The sequence below is a fragment of the Vibrio sp. KUL70 genome (genome assembly GCF_059725515.1).
On the sequence record NZ_AP045834.1, the window covers coordinates 1,021,858 to 1,039,882 of the forward strand.

The window sequence follows — 18,025 nt, forward strand, 5'->3', positions numbered from 1 at the left end:
GAATCCCAGAATGGTTACGTACTCAAGCTTTGTGGTGATTGCTCTCTATGTGCTAACCACACTATTTATCAGCTACTTAGTGAATAAGCGCTATAGCGTTGGTGGCGATTTTTCAACTGGTGGGAAACAGTTTGGTTGGTTTACGGCAGGTGTGTCGATCCTAGCAACCTACATCAGTGCAATGACGTTCGTGGGTATGCCCGGCTGGGTTTATAGCTCAGGTATGGAAGCGATGAGTGTTCACCTAAATTATCCGGTCGTTATCTTTTTCGCTGTCGTTTTCTTTGTTCCTGTGTTTTACAAGCTAGGTCTGACTTCGATCTATGAATACCTAGAGCATCGCTTTGGCGTTGTTGCCCGTACTATCAACTCGATCGTGTTTATTGTCGTGCAGTGTATTTCGGCGGGTGTGATCTTGTATGCCGTTGCTTTGATTGTGGTGCAAGTACTACCGATCGGTATTTCCGAAGCGATTATTTACATCAGCTTGTTCACAGCGCTCTATACCTATGCAGGTGGTATCTCAACCGTAATATGGACCGACATGCTGCAGTCTGCGGTACTGATTATCGGTAGCGTTGCGATTTTTGGTTTGCTTCTAATGAAAATTGAAGCTGGCGAGATGCCGTCGCCAGAACAACTTAACATCATCAACCTAGATTTCGACTTGGGCGTTGATACCACTTTATGGGCGGGTTTGGTCGCAGTGAGCTTTTTGCATCTTAGCGTTTACGGCACTAACCAACTGATTATTCAAAGAACTCTGGCGACAAAAGATGTGAAAACAGCACAGAAATCCATGCTGCTGTGTGGCTACGGTGCGTTTTTCATCTACCTATTTTTTGCGGTGATGGGCGTACTGCTAAGCGTCTTCTATCAAGACAATAGCTTTGAAAACAGCAATGAAGTGATCCTCGACTTTGTGTTTAACCATACCAACCCAATCATTGTCGGTTTGGTGATTGCTGCGTTATCGGCAGCGGCTATGTCGACACTGGACTCGACTTATAACTCGATGGCAACCGTCGCAACGTTCGATTTTTACAAACGCTTTTTCCGCAAGCGAGCATCAGACGCTCATTATGAATCGGTTGCCAGAAAGATGAGCCTTGTTGCTGCTGCTTCGGTGGTGGTACCTGCTTTGCTCGCTGTTTCAAATGAATCTGTACTAAAAACCATTGCGAGCCTGACTTCAATTTTTGTTGGTATTCGTCTTGGGTCTTTCATTCTTGGGTTGTTTTTCAACAAAGCGAATGAGCAAGGCGTAATTGCGGGCAGCCTAGGCAGTGTGGTTGTGGTTTTTGTGGCTAAGTACAGCGGTGTTTCTTGGCCTTGGCTTGCACTGATTGGCACCGTCGTTTTTCTCATTCTTGGCGTTGCCGTGAGTCGTTTCTTTGGTGAAGTCACTCAACAACAAAATGAATTTATCGCTAAGCAAAAGCACTTGTTTGCCAAGCCGACGACAAGTCATTACGGCTTATTGGTATTTGCCGTAATCACCGTCGCTGCTTGTACCGTTATTCCTGACTGGCTTTATGCCGTTCTTTCTTAATTGACCGATTTTTACTGGTAGTTCTATGTTATCGATCTTTGATATCTACAAAATTGGTGTAGGACCTTCGAGTTCACACACCAACGGCCCAATGATTGCGGGCTTTCATTTCACTCAGTTAGTTGCCGATAAAATCACAGAGGTAGTTCGTGTTCAGGTCGATCTTTATGGTTCACTGTCACTCACTGGAATCGGACACCACACCGACAGAGCAACTATTTTGGGGTTGCTTGGCAACAAACCCGATACCATCAAAATCACCAGTGCTAATGAAGCGATGCGTCGAGCAATTGATAGTGGTGAGATGCAGTTAAGTGGCAGTCACACTATCGGTTTCAACTACAAAACTGACATGCTATTCCATGAAGACAATTTACCACTTCATGAGAACGGTATGATGGTCACCGCCTTTGACCAAGCTGGAAATGCCATTGTTGAGGAAACCTATTACTCGATTGGCGGTGGTTTCATTGCAACCGCTGACGAACTCCAGAACGGCACTCAAACTAAGTCTGTTGAAGTGACGTACCCGTTTAGTAATGCTGAAGAGATGCTTGAGCAGGCAGAAAAGAATGGCATGAGCTTAGGCGGCATGATCCTGAAAAATGAGTCTGCTTTCCAAGACGCTGATGCGATTGCAGAAAAAGCCGATCAAATCTGGCGCGTGATGTTGCGTTGCATGGAACGTGGTTTTGAAACTGAAGGCATTCTTGATGGCGGACTGAACGTCACTCGCCGAGCGCCAAATTTACTGAAGAAGTTGGAAGCGAATGCTGCGGTTGAGAACGACCCAATGGAAATCATGGACTGGATTAACTTGTTTGCCTTTGCCGTGAGTGAAGAAAATGCAGCTGGGGGGCAAGTTGTCACATCACCAACTAATGGTGCTGCAGGTGTGATTCCGGCGGTGTTGATGTATTACCATCGCTTCATTAAAGAGTTGGATACCAAGCAATTAAAAGATTTCTTAGCGGTATCGGGCGCGATCGGTATTTTGTACAAAACCAACGCTTCCATTTCTGGTGCTGAAGTGGGGTGCCAAGGTGAAGTTGGCGTGTCGTCTTCTATGGCGGCAGCGGGTTTAACGGCGTTGCGCGGTGGCAGTAACGAGCAGATTTGTATTGCCGCAGAAATTGCAATGGAACATTCGTTGGGCATGACGTGTGACCCAATTGGTGGTTTAGTACAAGTGCCGTGTATTGAGCGAAATGCGATGGGTGCAATGAAGGCGATTAACGCGTCTCGCATGGCACTGAAGAGAAATAGTAAATCTCTGATCTCACTTGATAAGGTTATCGCGACCATGTACCAAACGGGTAAAGACATGAATAAGAAGTATCGTGAAACGTCATTGGGCGGCTTAGCGCTTATTCATCTCGCACACCCTTGTGAATAGACGCCAACCCAGTCCCAAGCCTTTGTGAGACCGATACTCTTGTAAGAACAACAAAAAGCCTTGTCGCATTATCGCTGACTGGGCTTTCTTATTTTTAAATCCTCTAATCTTGCAGTGGCAGTTGGTAGCTGTTTTTAAGCTCTTTCACTGAGATGTTAGATTGAATTGCGCTGACGCCTTTTACTCGTCGAATAGAGCTGATTCGCTCAAAGTACTCTTCCAGATCTCTCGCCAACACTTGAATCATGTAATCGGCACCGCCTGCAATACAGTGACACATGGTTATCCAGTCTGTTACTGCAACAAACTCTTCAAAAGGCTCGGTGTTTTCGACCTCATGGTTGCCAAGTGTCACTAAGGTGAAACCTGCCACATGCAGCCCCAGCTTTTTGCGGTTCAGTTGCGCAGTATAGCCATCGATATAGCCTGTCTCTTCCATGCGCTTCCAACGACGCCAACAAGGTGTCTCACTTAGGTTGACCTTTTCGGCAAGCTTGCTGTTACTCATGCGTCCATCTTTTTGGATATGTCCAAGAATGGCAATATCTGTATCATCTAGCACTTCATTGGTGGATTCTTTCACTTTCATGGTTTTTTTAGAAAAATTCTGCTCAAATTTGATTTTATACTAGCGCATATAGCAATTTAATTCCTACTCAAATCGGTAAACTCTTCTCCCAATAACGTTTTATTTACTAGGAGAGAAAGAATGAGCGCTCAACTAATGCTGGCGTTCTTGTTGTTTTCAATATCGATTGGAATTACACCGGGAGCAGGAAACATCGCATTGCTTGGGATATCAAGCCGATATGGATTTGCGGCTACATTGCCTTTTGTCTCTGGTAACGCTTTTGGCATCATCATCATACTTGCGGGTTCCAGTGCTGGCTTGGTGAGCTTGTTTACCCTTTACCCAGAGATCTACACGGTAATGAAATACCTTGGGGCGGCTTATTTACTGTTTATGGCTTGGTCGATTGCCAATATGGAGATTGAACAAGAGGATTCTGTGAATCGCTCAGGATTTATGTCTGGTGTTTTGATTCAAGTTCTAAATCCGAAAGGGTGGATTGCTTCACTGACCGTATTTTCTCAGTTCATCACTACTCAGGCAGATTACCTGATTCAAGTAGTGACGATTACCACCATCATGGTGGTGACCGGTGTGTTGTGTATGTTGGTTTGGGCGTATTGTGGCACCATGCTGCAGCGTCTATTGCAATCACCAAAACAGATGGTGATGGTTAACCGTTGTTTGGGGGGAAGCTTAGCGATGGTAGTGGCATTTATGTTGTATCAGCCTGCTTAAGTTACCCTAAGTAATAGCGAGTTTTACAAGCAAGCAGAACAATCACAAGCTTCATAACAGATGACTTAGAGTAGAAAGAGCCAGCGTAGATGGTGGCTCTTTTGGTATGTGTGATTCCAAAAACTTATTCAGATTCGTAAACAACATCTCCACGAAGAACCGTCATCAGGACTTTGGTTTTGGCGATCTGTCTTGCTGTCAGCGTGGTGATATCTTTATCGAGAATGGCAAAGTCTGCTGATTTACCCACTTCAATTGTGCCAGTGATGTCATCAATACCGAGGCTTTTGGCTGGATAAAGCGTGTAGGCATCGATGGCTGTATAGATATCGGTGAGCCCTGTTTTACCCATGATCAAACTGTTTGAAATCCCGACGAGGGGATTAATGTCGTGCACATTCCAATCGCTGCTTAGAGTAATGTTGGCTTCGGTTCTGAGAATGGCATTGAGGTTCATCATGGCTTTCGCTCTTCTTGCTCCTAAGAATGCAATCGCCCACTCATGGTCATGTTGTGCAACGTAATCTGAGCCCACTTGAAAATCGGCTGAGACGCCTAGTTGGCGAAAACGTGGAATGTCTTGTTGGTCGATCAGCTCAACATGAGTCAGGGTGTATGGTTTGTCTGAGCCCAGTTTGCGCACATGCTCTACGGCATCGAGGGACTCGCGCACCGCCCCATCACCAATTGCATGGATATGAGCACTAAAACCGATCTTATTTAGCGCCACAAGCCAATCTTTCATCTGCGCTGGTGGAACGTAGTTAATACCATAAGGTGAGTCTTTTAAGTAGGTGTCCAGATAAGGGGCGAGTGTTTTCGCTGTACCATTAATTACGATGCCATCACTGTACATTTTGACTTGGTTGACCAAAAGCAATCGAGACTTATCGCTGGAATACATCTTCTCGAATACTTCAAGCTGAGAAGGCATCGCCATTTCAGGATAAACCCAAGGGCGAAGAGAAACTCGTGCCGTTAAATCCTTGTTCTCTTCAGCTTCTTGCCAAACCTCATACCAACCGCGTTTCCAATACATGCGCCCATCACCAATCGTGGTAATACCGTGCGCTGCGGCTTCTTCCAATCCTGCCATCAAACCTTCATAGCTCTGTTCAAACAGTTCGTTTTGGCTGTTCCAAGCGATTTCCATGACTTGGTCTCCGGCATTGTCTAGCAAGATGCCATTGAGCATTCCTGTCTGTTCATCTTTGAGGTAATAACCACCTTGAGGGTTGGGCGACTGTTCGCTGATACGAGCGATTTTTAACGCTTTAGAGTTGACCCACATAGAGTGCGAAGTTTGCTCCATGATCACGACCGGGCGATCGGGGAAGATAGAATCGATTATCTCGAGTGGAGTGTAATCAGATGGGTGGTTCATGACCGCATCGAGCGAGAAACCGTAGCCCATGAGCCAGCCTTTGGAGTCATCATCGGCGCACACTTCAAGATAAGGTATCTGCTCTTCTAGCGTTGCTTCTGAGTCGAGTTCACACACGCCACCCATTTCAGATGCAGCTTCAAATACATGATTATGGTTATCAATGAAGCCCGGCATAACAAAAGCTTGCTCCAGGTCGATTTCAGGAGCATTAGAGCCTGCAAAAGACAGAGCCTTGTCTCGATTACCTATAAAGGTGATGACGCCGCCTTCAGTAACTAAGGTGTCTGATTCGTAATGTCCATAAATAATGGCATTGGAGAATACTTGGAGGTCACTGGCTTTGCTCGCGAGGGAAACCAACAGAGCGGAAAGCAGTAGACCGAAACGAGCAATAACCGATGAAGATAGGCTCATAATGATTCGCTTATTTAATCCATTTTTCTAATTATAGAAACACCCTGAATGGGATGAGCGAGATTCTACGTTTTATAAAATGGAATGTGTGACTTTAATGAGATAATTGTTAGTTAACTCACTGATTAAATAGGTGAACGCTGAACCTTTTTCTATTATTAACGTATTAGTTGCTTGTCGTTGATGCATTTAAAAAGGACTAAGAATGAAAAGATTTTTGTTGCTGATGTCGGTCGTGTTTTTGGGAGGCTGTCTGGGTATGCCTCAGTCGGTGAAACCGGTTAATGGATTCCAATTAGATAGTTATCTAGGTACGTGGTACGAGGTTGCCCGTTTGGATCATTCGTTTGAAAGAGGGTTGAGTAATATCAGCGCTCAATATTCGTTGCGTGACGATGGTGGCGTGAAAGTGATTAATCGCGGCTTCTCAATAGAAAAGGGCGAGTGGAAGGAAGCGGAAGGCAAAGCGTATTTCGTGGAAGGGAGTGACCAGGGTTATCTGAAAGTATCGTTTTTTGGTCCGTTTTACGGCTCATATGTGGTGTTTGAGTTAGATAAACAGGGTTACCAATATGCGTTTGTCTCTGGCCCTGACACGGATTACTTATGGTTGCTGTCTAGAACGCCACAAGTCGCCCCCGAGGTACTAGAGAAGTTTAAGCAGATGTCGAAAGAGCGCGGTTTTAACACCGATGAGCTGATTTACGTCACGCACGACGCGATTAACTAATACGTAATTTGATAGGAAAAGGAGAGCGCAAATTTTACGCTCTCCTTTTTGTTTACGATTTTTGCAGCTGTAACTGTCGAATACTTAATATTGATAGGAAGCTAAAGAATGCAGGGTCACTCCATCCAAAGCCTATAAAGATGCCTGTGAAAGCAGCATACAAGGTGATTATGGCACCAAGTATGTTGGTCACAACCAAGGCTTGGATAAGTTTTTTAGCGCTTATTCCTGACTCAATATCACGTAGCAACCAGGTTATTGCTGCGATGCCACCAAGGAAGATACTGGTGTGTTGAGACAGAAAATAAGCGTACTTATCATTGATCTCCACACCGTACATTGGCCACATAACGGTCGGTAGGAAGAACAGGGCGATGGCAAAACCTGCGTAAATGATGCCGTGTAGGCTTAGAAACGTTTTATTGTTCATGTCGTATCTCTTCTTCTGTCTTTCAATATCTACAATTTATTGCAATAACGAGTCGCTCAATTAGCTGTTAACTGGACCTTTGTTAATGGTCGTTAGTGGCTGGTTGACGTCAAAAATCACCCCACGCACTTCCGAGACGCCCATCTCTTTTAAACGAGCACTGTGCATGGCTAGATAAGCTTCGGCACTCAATTGGTCTTCGAACAAGTAGACTCCGCCACCAAGCTTTTCTGCTTCGTTCTCTGTCCAGATTTTCCAGATCATGCCCGGTTCGTTGTTGATGGATTTCGCTAGGTCAATGAGGGCGTTTGACATCTCTTCACCAAATGGGCCATTAAATTCAAAATCGACTTGTAGTAGTTTCATGGTTATCTCTCCAAATAGTTATTTGGGCGTGTTGGCCTTTCGTGGTTAAGTTTTGTTCGAGATAAAAGCGTTTTAATCGCGGCGAGGGGGAAGTAGCCTAGTCATTCTAAGCAAATCCCCCTCAACAAAGAGTAAAACGCTTTTAGCCGAACCCTTTGGGCAGCGTTTGCTGGTCATTTCTACTGCGTTATCGGCTTTTCATGTAGGCTAGCTACACATCAAAACCTCTGCCTTGTCGAAATACCCAGCAACTCGCTGCAAAAATCAGCTCGAAAGATCAACACGCCCTAAACATTGCGTTAAGGCGAGCTGCCATTTCGCAAAAATCTTGAAGGCTTGACTGCCCGTTGAGATAGATATTACCTATAAAAATTCGACAAAAAAGTTCATAATATTGTCATTAACTGTCAGGATTTTAGACCAATGAGATTGAAGACAACCTTGGACCAATGGCAAACACTGTTCGAGATTGATCGTGCTGGGAGCATTCAAGCTGCGGCGTTACAACTGAACAAGAGCCATACCACCTTGATCTATGCATTGAGGAAACTGGAAGACCAGCTTGGCGTCTCTTTGGTTCAGGTCGAAGGTCGTAAAGCGGTGTTATCGGAAGATGGTAAGGCATTACTTCGTAGGGCAAGCAGTATGTTAGAGCAAGCCCGAGAGCTCGAATTGATTAGTGAGCAGTTAGCCAAGGGAGTCGAGTCTGAAATCGTGGTGGCGGTGGATCATCTATGTTGTCTTGAACGTCTATACGGGCCGATGGCTGCCTTTGTGGCCGAGAACAACACCACCTCGATTCAGGTGATAGAGACATCGTTATCTAAAACGACAGAAATGGTCACCCAAGAGCTAGCCGATGTTGCCATCATCAATTTGCCCGTGACTAACTACCCAGCGGAAGCTTTTGGTTTCACGGTGATGGAGCCTGTAGTTACTAGCTCGCATCCTCTAGCTAAGGAAGAATCTCTATCACTCAATCAACTATCGTCGCTGCCGCAAATTGTGGTGAGAGATTTAGGTTCAGTAGAGAAACTGGCAGATAAAAAAGACGTGGGTTGGCTTAAATCAAGCCAGCGGATTACGGTCGATAATTTCGACCATGCCTTTGGCGCGGTTGAGCAAGGAGTAGGGTACTGCAGGTTGCCTAAGCACATTGTTGATAGCCGAGGAAGTGATAAGCTGACCGTGCTTAATGTCGAAAACGGTCGTGGTTATCACGTCCCCCTTCATCTCACGCTGCCAAAAGGCGTAAAGACAGGCCCTGCAGCAAAACGCTTCTATGAACTACTGTTAGAGTCTGCCTCTCGCTAGCGCTGAACTTCAATCTCAACTTAGTGGCTCTTATTTCCATTCAAGAACAGTGCAACACATTCGCGAGTGTAGTTGAGCCTCTCTTGATCAGATTCTCCGCTGTCGTGCCCGAAGAATGACCAGTACGCGGACTTGCCATGAAACATCAGCAGCAACTGACGAGCAGCAATGATGGCCGAGCTAGAGGTCGACAACGTTAGATCTCCAGAATCGATTTTCGCCTGTAGATAATCAGCCAGTAGCTTGGTGGTCTTTTGAGGCCCCGTTTCCAGATAGATAGAGGCGATCTCAGGATGGGTACTGGATTGACTGACAGCGTTCTGAAAGGTTTGTCGTGACTGCTCATCTAACAGCAAATCTTGAAATTTCACACCAAACTTTACCAATTCATCTTCCAACGTGGCATTCATATCAAAAGCATCGGGGCTAAGTTCTCGCTCGGCGCATTTGGTTTGCATGCATGTTTCAAATAGTACGTCTTTGCTCTTGAAATGAGAGTAAACAGTCTGCTTCGATACATTAGCTGCTTTGGCTATCTGATCCATATTGATCTTGTAGCCGTACTCAGAGAAAAGCTCACTTGCTGCAGTTAAAATTTGCGATCTCTTCTGTTCACTTTTAATGATTTTAGTCACGTCTGTCTTCTCGTTGGTTCGATATTAGCCAGTCTTTGGCGTGCAAAATGCGGCGTCATTTGTCACAGGGTAAGCATTATGCTTTTTGTGACACTTTTATCAATCAATAACGATGAAACCTATTTTTAACATAACCAAACTAGACAGTCTAGTTTGGTTTGGTTAGTCTAAAAATAGGACAACTACATACTGCACAGGAACAGTATTATGTATAAATTGATGAAGAGCAGCGCAGTCGCTGTCGCGCTTTCTACTCTTCTTGTAGGGTGCGGTGAAACAACGCAAGCACAGCCAGCCGCTGAGCCAACCATTCTTACGGTTGAAACACTCGTTTTGGCACAGTCGGACGCTTACGCGGTGCAACGTGAATATGTTGGTGTGGTTCGAGCAGGTCAGCAGGCCAATCTCGGTTTCGAGTTGGCGGGCAAAGTTGAAGAGATCATGGTTGATGTTGGTGACAGAGTCACAAAAGGCCAACCTCTGATTCGTTTAGATACCCAGTTGCTAGAAACAGAACTTAGCCAACTCAAGGCACAAGCTGAAGAAGTCAAAGCTCAGTTGAATTTAGTGGCCGCGAACCTAAAGCGTCAGCGTTCATTGAAAGCAAAGGGCTTTAGTGCGGAGGCCGAAATCGACTCGCTGACCAGTGAGCAGCGCGTTCTTCAAGCCAACCTATTGCGTATTGATGCTTCATTGAAAGCCAACGATCTGCGACTGATTAAGTCGACAATTCTCGCTCCTTATTCTGGAACTATTGCCACCCGTTTTGTTTCTCTGGGTGATGTGGTCAATGTAGGTAATCCGACGCTGACCTTACTCGCTTCCGAGGGCAAAGAGGCTTTTATTGGTATCCCTGCTCACCAAATGCAGAAAGTGACGTCATTGTCACAACCTCATATTCGTGTCGGTGGTGAGTCTTACGGTGTGAGCCTCCTTAATCCGGGTGCGATGGTTGATACGCAATCTCGAAGCGTTGGGCTGCGTTATCTTTTTCCTGAACAAGCCTTGGTGCTAGAAGGTCAATTGGCTTATCTTCAATTTGAAGAGAGTATTGATGACCAAGGTTTTTGGATTCCATTAACGGGTTTGATTGATGGCTTGCGCGGAGTGTGGAATGTATTCGTGATTGGTGAGAATAACCAAGTCGAGCGACGCAGCGTACAAGTGTTGTTTGCTAATAATCAGCAAGCTTACGTAACGGGCGCCATCAGTGAAGGTGAACAGGTTATCGCAAGTGGTCTTCATCGTTTGGTTCCGGGACAAACCGTGAGTCCTCTTCAACTGGCGTCTAAGTAGGTTGCCCATGAAGATCATCGAGACGATTTCCAATACGCGACTGCTTATCTTAATGACGGCGTTGCTGATGGTGAGCGGTATCTCCGCTTTCATGACTCTGCCGCGTGCAGAAGATCCAGTCATCATCAACCGCTACGCTAACATCACCACTAGTTTCCCTGGGGCGAGTGCAGAGAGAGTCGAAACCTTAGTGACAGAGGTTATCGAGAATAAACTGCGTGAGTTAAGTGAAGTGAAGCTAGTCAGTTCAACCTCTCGTCCTAATGTGTCGATTGTGACACTTGAACTAGACGATACCATCACAGAGCCTGAACCAGTTTGGTCACAAGCGCGAGACAAGTTGTCCGACGTTGAACCGCTACTTCCTGCAGGTGCACAGTCCCCAGATTTGGATAGTGACCACACCTACGCGTTTACCACTATTACTGCATTGACTTGGACCGGAGCTGGAGAACCGGACCGCTTAACTCTAGGGCGTTATGCCAAAGAGCTTGCTAAGCGTTTGAGAACCTTGTCGGGTACTGAGTTCGTTGATGAATACGGTATGCCGCAAGAAGAGATTCAAATTAACTTGCGCACTGCCGATGCTGCTGCGCTCGGTCGTTCAAGTGCGAATATTGCTGAGTCTCTGGAAGGGGCTGATGCCAAGAACTCGGCTGGCGAGTTAGTGAGTTCATACTCTCGCTTTGGTTTAGAGATTGAGTCCGAGCTAGATTCCATTGAACGCATCAAGCAAGTACCAATTGCAACCGACGCTAATGGTCACATCGTTCGCCTTGAAGATATCGCATCGGTATCACGAGGTGAAAAAACGCCACAAGACCAGATCGCGATTATCGATGGTGAGCCGGGTGTGATTGTTGCTGCGCGCATGCACCCAGATTTGCGTGTCGATAATTGGACATCACGTGCAAACGCGGTAATTGAGAAGTTCGAGCAAGAGCTGCCGAGCAATGTTCACGTTAATGTGCTCTTTAATCAGCAAGGTTATACAGAGACACGTCTAAACGATCTCGGCGAGAGCTTGTTGATTGGTTTTGTTCTTATCTTGATTGTTCTGTTTGTCACCCTTGGTGTTCGTGCTGCAATCTTGGTCGCTATCTCGCTGCCTTTAACGTCTTTGCTCACGCTTTCCATCATGAAAATGACTGGTGTACCTATCAACCAGATGTCGGTGACGGGCTTGATTGTGGCTCTCGGGATTATGGTAGATAACGCGGTAGTGATGGTGGATACCATTCAAGCGTATCGACTCAAGGGCCAGCATCGAGCTGAAGCGACTATGAATGCATTGAAGCATTTGTGGGTGCCGCTATTGGGCTCAACACTAACCACGGTATTGGCATTCGCGCCGATCATTCTGATGCCGGGTGCTTCTGGTGAGTTTGTGGGTGGCATTGCGATTACCGTATCCTTCTCACTGATTGGCTCTTATGTGATTTCTCATACTCTGATTGCTGGTCTCGCAACTCGATTACTGCCGAAGCAGTTAAGCGATGTTGATAAGCGAGGAGAACATCATTGGTACATGACGGGGCTTCGTATTCCTGCATTAACTCGTTGGTTCTCGTCATCGGTGCGTTTTGGTGTTACCCATCCCATCATCACTATTGCTTTAGTTCTTTTGGTGCCATTTACTGGCTACTGGAGTATGTCGCAACTGACCGAGCAGTTTTTCCCACCTTCGGATCGAGACATGTTCGAGATTCAGGTTTACATGCCGCCACAAGCAAGTGTTTACGCGACCAAGCAAACCTCGGAACGAATTGATGAAATCATCCACCGCTACTCTGAGGTAGAACGTATCGATTGGCTGGTGGGTGCGAACTTCCCATCGTTCTATTACAACCTTCAAGCAAGGCAAAACAACGCGCCTTATTTCTCTCAAGCAATGGTGAAAACCGGGGATTTTGTCCAAGCCAATGCCCTGATCCCTGAGTTGCAGAAGGTGTTAGATAAAGAGGTGCCTGAAGCTCAAATTCTGGTGCGTAAGCTGAACCAAGGTCCTCCGTTTACGGCTCCTGTGGAGCTGCGTGTATACGGTGAGAACCTCGATACATTGAAAGCGATTGGTGAAGATGTTCGTCTAATCTTAGCGGGTATTCCGCATGTGACGCACACTCGTGAAACACTGCAGCCGGGCACGCCAAAAGTGTGGCTCAAAGTGGATGAAGACACCGCCAAGTTAAATGGCATTTCATTGAATCAGTTCGCAGGGCTTCTGCAAACCACACTTACTGGCCGTGAGAGTGGTTCGGTGATTGAGGGCAGTGAGTCCGTGCCAATTCGTGTGCGTGTTGCTGATGACGCTCGTGAAGACTTAACTCATCTAAGTAATATTCGTCTGCCGATTAACTCAGAGGTTTATTCGACGGGGATTAATGTCTCGACTTTGGCTGAGCTGGAGTTAACAACCAGTCGCGGCGCAATTACTCGCCGTAACGGTCAGCGAGTGAATACGATTGAAGGCTATATTGAGGCGGGTGTTTTGCCACAAACTGTGCTCAACGAGTTCCAAAAGCGTTTAGAGAGCTACGAGATTCCATCGGGCTACACCATTGATTTTGGTGGTGAGTCTGCCGAGCGTGACCACTCAGTGAATAGCTTGATCTCTAATGTAGCGGTGGTTGTGGTATTGATGGTGTTGGTGGTCGTGATGTCCTTCAACTCATTCAGGCTAAGTACCATTATCTTCATGGTAGCAGCCTTGGCTGGTGGACTCGGTTTACTGTCGGTTTGGATATTCGGCTATCCATTTGGCTTTACGGTGATCATTGCAATGCTCGGTATCGCAGGCCTTGCCATTAATGCGGCAATTGTGATTCTGACGGAATTGAAGTTAGACAAAGAGGCATCGTCGGGTAGTGTGGATGCAGTGGTGAACGCAGTCATGTCTTGTACTCGTCATATTAGCTCAACCACAATCACCACAGTCGGAGGCTTTATGCCGCTGATCATCGCTGGTGGCGGCTTCTGGCCTCCGTTTGCGGTCGCGATTGTTGGCGGTACGGTACTGACTACTTTAATCTCTTTCTACTTTGTGCCAGTGGTGTTCCACTTAATGACGCGTAAGAAGGGGTTACATACCTCAGCCGCATTAGCGCATTAGTTTTTCTGGAACGTTTGGAAAACACGAATAAAGAAAAGGTGGTGCTGAAAAAGGTCTAACGGATTATCCAGAATATACTGCCTAATCAATAAAGAAGCTTTATACTGCTTTACTTTGTAAATTAGCAACCTTGCTTATGTGAGGTTGCTTTTTTTGTTCTGGCTCAGGTAATTGTTAATCTGAGCAAGCTCTAGGGTTCGGATTTATGAAACTAAAAACACTCGGTGGTGAAGCTTATCTATTAGGTGCAACGCTATTAGCAGCAGTCGGATGGATTGCATCAAAGCTGGTAGTACTGGAGATGCCAGGCCCATTGTTCATCGGTGTTCGCTTTTTTATAGCTAGTTTGATTCTTCTACCATTCTGTTTTCGTTTGATTCGTCAATTGAGTTGGTCTCAATTGTTTGGGATAGCGGGTGTTGGTCTGATTCTATCGGGCTCACTGCAGTTGTGGGTATATGCCGTCTCAATTACTGATAGCCTGTCTGAAGGGGCATTCATTACCAGCCTCGCGATGATCATTGCGCCGTTCGTTTCTTGGCTTATTTTCCGTGTGAAGCCAAATCGTGCATTCTGGTTATCGTTTCCTATCTCAATCATCGGCATGTTGCTGCTCACGCTCACTAATGGCTGGGCGTTTGAAGAGAGCCAAATCTACTTTCTACTCGCTTCAATCATGCTGTCACTGCATTTTGTCATGAACAAACGAGTGACGAACAATGTTAAGCCTATCGCTTCGATATGTATTCAGCTGTTTATGGTGGGTATCAGCGGAATGGCATTTGCTGCAATGACGGGACAGCCTGAATTCGAAATTACCAGTTCGTTGGTTTTCTGGTTTACGGTGTCTGCGGTGGTAGCGACAGCGATTCGTTACTTGCTACAAACGGTAGGGCAACACTCAGTGAACATGGAAGTTGCCGCGCTTATTATGATCCTTGAACCTGTATGGACATTGATCTTAAGCGTGACCATGCTGGGTGAGACGGTTGAACTACAAAAGCTTGCGGGCGGTGCGGTGATTATTGGCGCGCTGTTTTGCTATATTCGCTTGTCGAGAAAGGGGTAGGCCACCACCGCTTGGTAACATCCAAGCGGGGATATCAGGGCTACCGGAAGGCGTTAGCCTTATTGCTTAACGGTTACTTTTGAAATGACGATATCTTCACAGGGTACATCTTCATGACCCCAGCGTGTCGTTGTTGGCGCAACACCAATTTTCTCTACAACATCCATACCAGCGATGACTTTACCAAACACGGCGTAGCCCCAACCTGCATTGGTGGTTGCTGTGTGATCAAGAAAATCATTATTATCGAGGTTGATAAAGAACTGAGCCGTCGCTGAGTGTGGGGCATCAGTACGCGCCATTGCAATTGAACCTACGACGTTTTTTAAACCACGGTTTGCTTCGTTGACGATAGGTGCTCGTGTTGGTTTTTCGGTCATATCAATGGTGTGACCGCCGCCTTGGATCATAAAACCTTCAATCACTCGGTGAAAAGTTGTCCCTTCATAAAAGCCGTCTTCGCAGTACTTCAGAAAGTTCTTAGAAGTCACTGGCGCTTTATCAAAGTTCAGTTCTATTTCGATATCACCAAAGTTGGTCGTTAAAATGATCATAGAGTTACTCGTTATATTGGTAGTGCTAGATAAATGATGAGAGGAAGTATACGTGAACCATGCAGAACAGCCAGCAGTGTAATGATGTGTTCGAGGTTTCACGTTTCTGTTTGTCCGGTATTTTTGAACAGTTATGAAAAACACAACTTAATCTCAGATTAACACTCCGTTCTATTGTTTTTCTCTAACTGGTTTGTTTTTTTGTATCAAGGATGGTGTTGTAACGCTTTGCATGACTGCTTGGGTAGTATAGAGTCGAAACAGGTTTCTTATTTTTTTAGTTGTTTAGAGAGAAGAGAATTAGACATCAATGAGTAGTATTTTAGAGTGTATTCGTACTGTTGGACGAGGAGAAAGAGGTCGTAAGCCTCTTACGTTTGAACAGGCCTATCGCATCATGGATGAGTATTTGAGTGGTCAAGTTGGAGACGACCAGATGGCGATGCTACTGATGCTAATTCGCGTACAAAACGAGACGAATGAAGAGATTGCTGGCTTTGTTAAAGCATTTCAATCTCGAGTTCCAGATTTGGGCGCAGACATTGATTGGCCTTGTTATGCCGGTAAACGCAACGATTCAAGTAGCGGTAAGCCATGGAATTTACTGGCGGCGAGAATTTTAGCGGACAGCGGCTATAAGATTTTAATGCACGGTTATATGGACAAACCGAGTGGCCGAACGCATGTAGAAACGCACCTCCATGATGTGAATGTGCAGTGTGCTGACAACCCTGAGCACGCGAGAGAGATTCTAGAGAAAGAGGGGATTGCCTATCTTCCTTTGGCAAACTTTGCCCCTGAAGCTCAAACCATGATTGGTTGGAAACATCGTTACGGTTTACGCACGCCAATTAATACGGTGGTTCGTGCTCTTAACCCTGGAGGTGGTCGATTGGGCGTTCGTGGTAGTTTCCACCCAGGTTTCCCTCAATTACACGCGGAAGTTGAGCATGTAATCGGCAATAAATCGCACTCAGTGATCTCTTTTAAGGGTCAGAACGGTGAGTCGGAATATAACCCTAAGGTGAGTCAAACTGTTTGGTTGAGCTCTCCTGAGAAGGTCGAGTCTTTTTATTGGAAAGGCAGTATGCATGAAGGACTATCGTTGCCTGATAGCTGCGTACTCGGTACACCAGAAGACGAAATGGAGATGATGGCAAACAGTGTCGTCGACACTATGACCGCGGTATTGTTTGCTGAGACTCATGACAAACCTGAGGCATACAAGCGAGCTTCAGAGCTTTGGGAAGCGTATTGTCGAACGTAGGGTTCGAATAAACTAGGTCAGCAGTGCTGGCCTTTTTAATATCTGCCGTTTATCAGAGAGTCGATGTTGACTGGCGTCTAAGCGCTGCTGAGGGTTACTTTACTCGCATCAAGCGATGCGAAATGTCGCCCAGTTGCAATTCGATGATTTGAGATATGCCCATTTTGTCGACACGTTCAAGCATATTCTCGCTATATCCGCGCTTTTTCATCCACTCTAAAGGTTCTTTAAAACCGTCTTCATTGATGACGAAAGATTGATCTGTGATTGCTTCTTCCACGATATGGATAACCCATATACGAGATTGAAAGTCTAAGACTTCGTTGAAGAATGATTTGATCGAAGTAAGCAGTTTGGAAGCCATAATGTGCCGAGGTTATGTGTTCAAAGTAGGTTAGACATGCGTCTTGTCGGCTAAGATACGAGAACTTGCCTGCTTTTTCAATTTCTACTCGGGCATCCGCCGTCAATAAGCTCTATCACTTTTGAACGCCACATTCATCGGCGCACCTTTCGATGCCGATCGATTCTCGAACATGACTCCACAAAGCAACTCAAGTCGATATTCTGTTTTTTTGAATCTTATCGAACGGTTTGTTACATCTCGCTTTATATGCTTCAGCCCTTGTACCGCCTCACATTTCTGATAAATGAGGTTTTGCCTATAAATAAAATTGTTAAAACCCATTTAGTAAAATCAAGATTTTAGACAACAATTAACGTATAGGTTCGATATAAGACCTAGCTGAGAAATTTTAGGGAGAAAGCGATGAATTCGATTAAAGTGAAAGATTACATGACGCTGCAGGTTGTGACGTTCACTCCTGATATGCCGCTAAGTCTCGCGTTAGACAAGGTAATGCGCAGTCACCATATGGGCGGTCCCGTGATTGATGAAAATGAGAGAGTGATAGGCTTCTTGTCGGAACAGGACTTGTTGGAAAAACTGGTCAAAGTGAGTTACTTCTGCCAAGACACGCACACTGTTGGCGATTGCATGTACAAAGAGGTGCTTTCAGTATCGCCTGATCTTTCAATTATTGAACTGGCAGATTTGATGAAAGTTGGCAAGCCTAAAGCGTACCCAGTTATAGACAATGACAGACTGGTTGGCATCATCACTCGTACTGATGTTTTGAGAGCCATTGGTAAAAACTTAGATGATTGCTTCCAGCATCCAGTATAACTTTTTTGTTC

Annotated in this window: 17 protein-coding genes; 10 read left to right on the forward strand and 7 right to left on the reverse strand. The window is 45.6% G+C overall.

Features of this window, described 5'->3' with window-relative positions:
- Positions 1-10: 10 nt before the first annotated feature.
- Entirely contained in the window at positions 11-1,552 is a 1,542-nt protein-coding gene (locus AC6I7V_RS04725; protein WP_255231065.1) for a sodium:solute symporter family transporter, read from the forward strand.
- Positions 1,553-1,577: 25 nt separating this feature from the next.
- Positions 1,578-2,948, forward strand: coding sequence for an L-serine ammonia-lyase (locus tag AC6I7V_RS04730; protein WP_498011432.1), 1,371 nt, complete (start codon positions 1,578-1,580; stop codon positions 2,946-2,948).
- A 103-nt stretch (positions 2,949-3,051) separates the two neighbouring features.
- Here the strand turns inward: AC6I7V_RS04730 and AC6I7V_RS04735 are convergent, their stop codons facing one another.
- Positions 3,052-3,537 carry an Lrp/AsnC family transcriptional regulator gene (locus tag AC6I7V_RS04735; RefSeq protein ID WP_004739989.1) on the reverse strand — a complete coding sequence of 162 codons (486 nt, stop codon included), beginning with the start codon at positions 3,535-3,537 and terminating at the stop codon, positions 3,052-3,054.
- Between the two features lie 120 nt (positions 3,538-3,657).
- Between AC6I7V_RS04735 and AC6I7V_RS04740 the strand changes: the two genes are divergently transcribed.
- Entirely contained in the window at positions 3,658-4,257 is a 600-nt protein-coding gene (locus tag AC6I7V_RS04740) for a LysE family translocator (protein WP_255231062.1), read from the forward strand.
- A 124-nt stretch (positions 4,258-4,381) separates the two neighbouring features.
- Here AC6I7V_RS04740 and AC6I7V_RS04745 read toward each other — a convergent pair whose 3' ends face one another.
- Positions 4,382-6,058 (reverse strand): amidohydrolase, encoded by a 1,677-nt coding sequence (locus tag AC6I7V_RS04745; RefSeq protein ID WP_498011433.1) that lies wholly within the window; start codon positions 6,056-6,058, stop codon positions 4,382-4,384.
- Between the two features lie 205 nt (positions 6,059-6,263).
- Here AC6I7V_RS04745 and AC6I7V_RS04750 point away from each other — a divergent pair, with 205 nt between their 5' ends.
- Complete coding sequence (locus AC6I7V_RS04750; protein ID WP_498011434.1) at positions 6,264-6,788, forward strand: lipocalin family protein; 525 nt, start codon at positions 6,264-6,266, stop codon at positions 6,786-6,788.
- A gap of 52 nt (positions 6,789-6,840) precedes the next feature.
- On the opposite strand, the gene AC6I7V_RS04755 is transcribed toward AC6I7V_RS04750, so the two are convergent.
- Positions 6,841-7,218 carry a hypothetical protein gene (locus tag AC6I7V_RS04755; RefSeq protein WP_498011435.1) on the reverse strand — a complete coding sequence of 126 codons (378 nt, stop codon included), beginning with the start codon at positions 7,216-7,218 and terminating at the stop codon, positions 6,841-6,843.
- A 60-nt stretch (positions 7,219-7,278) separates the two neighbouring features.
- The gene (locus tag AC6I7V_RS04760) at positions 7,279-7,584 is read right to left on the reverse strand and encodes a monooxygenase (RefSeq protein WP_498011436.1); all 306 of its coding nucleotides are present in this window, start codon (positions 7,582-7,584) and stop codon (positions 7,279-7,281) included.
- A gap of 423 nt (positions 7,585-8,007) precedes the next feature.
- Between AC6I7V_RS04760 and AC6I7V_RS04765 the strand changes: the two genes are divergently transcribed.
- Positions 8,008-8,898 (forward strand): LysR family transcriptional regulator, encoded by an 891-nt coding sequence (locus tag AC6I7V_RS04765; protein ID WP_498011437.1) that lies wholly within the window; start codon positions 8,008-8,010, stop codon positions 8,896-8,898.
- A 20-nt stretch (positions 8,899-8,918) separates the two neighbouring features.
- Here the strand turns inward: AC6I7V_RS04765 and AC6I7V_RS04770 are convergent, their stop codons facing one another.
- Entirely contained in the window at positions 8,919-9,533 is a 615-nt protein-coding gene (locus AC6I7V_RS04770) for a TetR/AcrR family transcriptional regulator (RefSeq protein WP_498011438.1), read from the reverse strand.
- A gap of 207 nt (positions 9,534-9,740) precedes the next feature.
- Between AC6I7V_RS04770 and AC6I7V_RS04775 the strand changes: the two genes are divergently transcribed.
- From AC6I7V_RS04775 to AC6I7V_RS04785, 3 genes are all read left to right on the forward strand, one after another.
- Positions 9,741-10,829, forward strand: coding sequence for an efflux RND transporter periplasmic adaptor subunit (locus AC6I7V_RS04775; RefSeq protein WP_498011439.1), 1,089 nt, complete (start codon positions 9,741-9,743; stop codon positions 10,827-10,829).
- 7 nt (positions 10,830-10,836) lie between these two features.
- Positions 10,837-13,938: an efflux RND transporter permease subunit gene (locus AC6I7V_RS04780; protein WP_498011440.1), complete on the forward strand. Its 3,102-nt coding sequence runs from the start codon at positions 10,837-10,839 to the stop codon at positions 13,936-13,938.
- 205 nt (positions 13,939-14,143) lie between these two features.
- The gene (locus tag AC6I7V_RS04785) at positions 14,144-15,007 is read left to right on the forward strand and encodes a DMT family transporter (RefSeq protein WP_498011441.1); all 864 of its coding nucleotides are present in this window, start codon (positions 14,144-14,146) and stop codon (positions 15,005-15,007) included.
- 59 nt (positions 15,008-15,066) lie between these two features.
- On the opposite strand, the gene AC6I7V_RS04790 is transcribed toward AC6I7V_RS04785, so the two are convergent.
- A complete protein-coding gene (locus tag AC6I7V_RS04790; RefSeq protein WP_255231053.1) occupies positions 15,067-15,561 on the reverse strand; it encodes a peptidylprolyl isomerase in 495 nt (164 codons plus the stop codon).
- Positions 15,562-15,871: 310 nt separating this feature from the next.
- Here AC6I7V_RS04790 and AC6I7V_RS04795 point away from each other — a divergent pair, with 310 nt between their 5' ends.
- Complete coding sequence (locus tag AC6I7V_RS04795) at positions 15,872-16,828, forward strand: glycosyl transferase family protein (protein WP_255231052.1); 957 nt, start codon at positions 15,872-15,874, stop codon at positions 16,826-16,828.
- A gap of 94 nt (positions 16,829-16,922) precedes the next feature.
- Here the strand turns inward: AC6I7V_RS04795 and AC6I7V_RS04800 are convergent, their stop codons facing one another.
- Positions 16,923-17,192 carry a hypothetical protein gene (locus tag AC6I7V_RS04800; RefSeq protein ID WP_152468425.1) on the reverse strand — a complete coding sequence of 90 codons (270 nt, stop codon included), beginning with the start codon at positions 17,190-17,192 and terminating at the stop codon, positions 16,923-16,925.
- Between the two features lie 405 nt (positions 17,193-17,597).
- Between AC6I7V_RS04800 and AC6I7V_RS04805 the strand changes: the two genes are divergently transcribed.
- Positions 17,598-18,014 carry a CBS domain-containing protein gene (locus AC6I7V_RS04805; RefSeq protein ID WP_255231051.1) on the forward strand — a complete coding sequence of 139 codons (417 nt, stop codon included), beginning with the start codon at positions 17,598-17,600 and terminating at the stop codon, positions 18,012-18,014.
- Positions 18,015-18,025 lie beyond the last annotated feature (11 nt).

What these genes read in the sequence shown, in the direction of transcription:
- AC6I7V_RS04725 (WP_255231065.1), top strand. Translation starts at nt 11, where the DNA reads ATGGTTACGTACTCAAGCTTTGTGGTGATTGCTCTCTATGTGCTAACC.
- AC6I7V_RS04730 (WP_498011432.1), top strand. Translation starts at nt 1,578, where the DNA reads ATGTTATCGATCTTTGATATCTACAAAATTGGTGTAGGACCTTCGAGT.
- AC6I7V_RS04735 (WP_004739989.1), bottom strand. Translation starts at nt 3,537, where the DNA reads ATGAAAGTGAAAGAATCCACCAATGAAGTGCTAGATGATACAGATATT.
- AC6I7V_RS04740 (WP_255231062.1), top strand. Translation starts at nt 3,658, where the DNA reads ATGAGCGCTCAACTAATGCTGGCGTTCTTGTTGTTTTCAATATCGATT.
- AC6I7V_RS04745 (WP_498011433.1), bottom strand. Translation starts at nt 6,058, where the DNA reads ATGAGCCTATCTTCATCGGTTATTGCTCGTTTCGGTCTACTGCTTTCC.
- AC6I7V_RS04750 (WP_498011434.1), top strand. Translation starts at nt 6,264, where the DNA reads ATGAAAAGATTTTTGTTGCTGATGTCGGTCGTGTTTTTGGGAGGCTGT.
- AC6I7V_RS04755 (WP_498011435.1), bottom strand. Translation starts at nt 7,218, where the DNA reads ATGAACAATAAAACGTTTCTAAGCCTACACGGCATCATTTACGCAGGT.
- AC6I7V_RS04760 (WP_498011436.1), bottom strand. Translation starts at nt 7,584, where the DNA reads ATGAAACTACTACAAGTCGATTTTGAATTTAATGGCCCATTTGGTGAA.
- AC6I7V_RS04765 (WP_498011437.1), top strand. Translation starts at nt 8,008, where the DNA reads ATGAGATTGAAGACAACCTTGGACCAATGGCAAACACTGTTCGAGATT.
- AC6I7V_RS04775 (WP_498011439.1), top strand. Translation starts at nt 9,741, where the DNA reads ATGTATAAATTGATGAAGAGCAGCGCAGTCGCTGTCGCGCTTTCTACT.
- AC6I7V_RS04780 (WP_498011440.1), top strand. Translation starts at nt 10,837, where the DNA reads ATGAAGATCATCGAGACGATTTCCAATACGCGACTGCTTATCTTAATG.
- AC6I7V_RS04785 (WP_498011441.1), top strand. Translation starts at nt 14,144, where the DNA reads ATGAAACTAAAAACACTCGGTGGTGAAGCTTATCTATTAGGTGCAACG.
- AC6I7V_RS04790 (WP_255231053.1), bottom strand. Translation starts at nt 15,561, where the DNA reads ATGATCATTTTAACGACCAACTTTGGTGATATCGAAATAGAACTGAAC.
- AC6I7V_RS04795 (WP_255231052.1), top strand. Translation starts at nt 15,872, where the DNA reads ATGAGTAGTATTTTAGAGTGTATTCGTACTGTTGGACGAGGAGAAAGA.
- AC6I7V_RS04800 (WP_152468425.1), bottom strand. Translation starts at nt 17,192, where the DNA reads ATGGCTTCCAAACTGCTTACTTCGATCAAATCATTCTTCAACGAAGTC.
- AC6I7V_RS04805 (WP_255231051.1), top strand. Translation starts at nt 17,598, where the DNA reads ATGAATTCGATTAAAGTGAAAGATTACATGACGCTGCAGGTTGTGACG.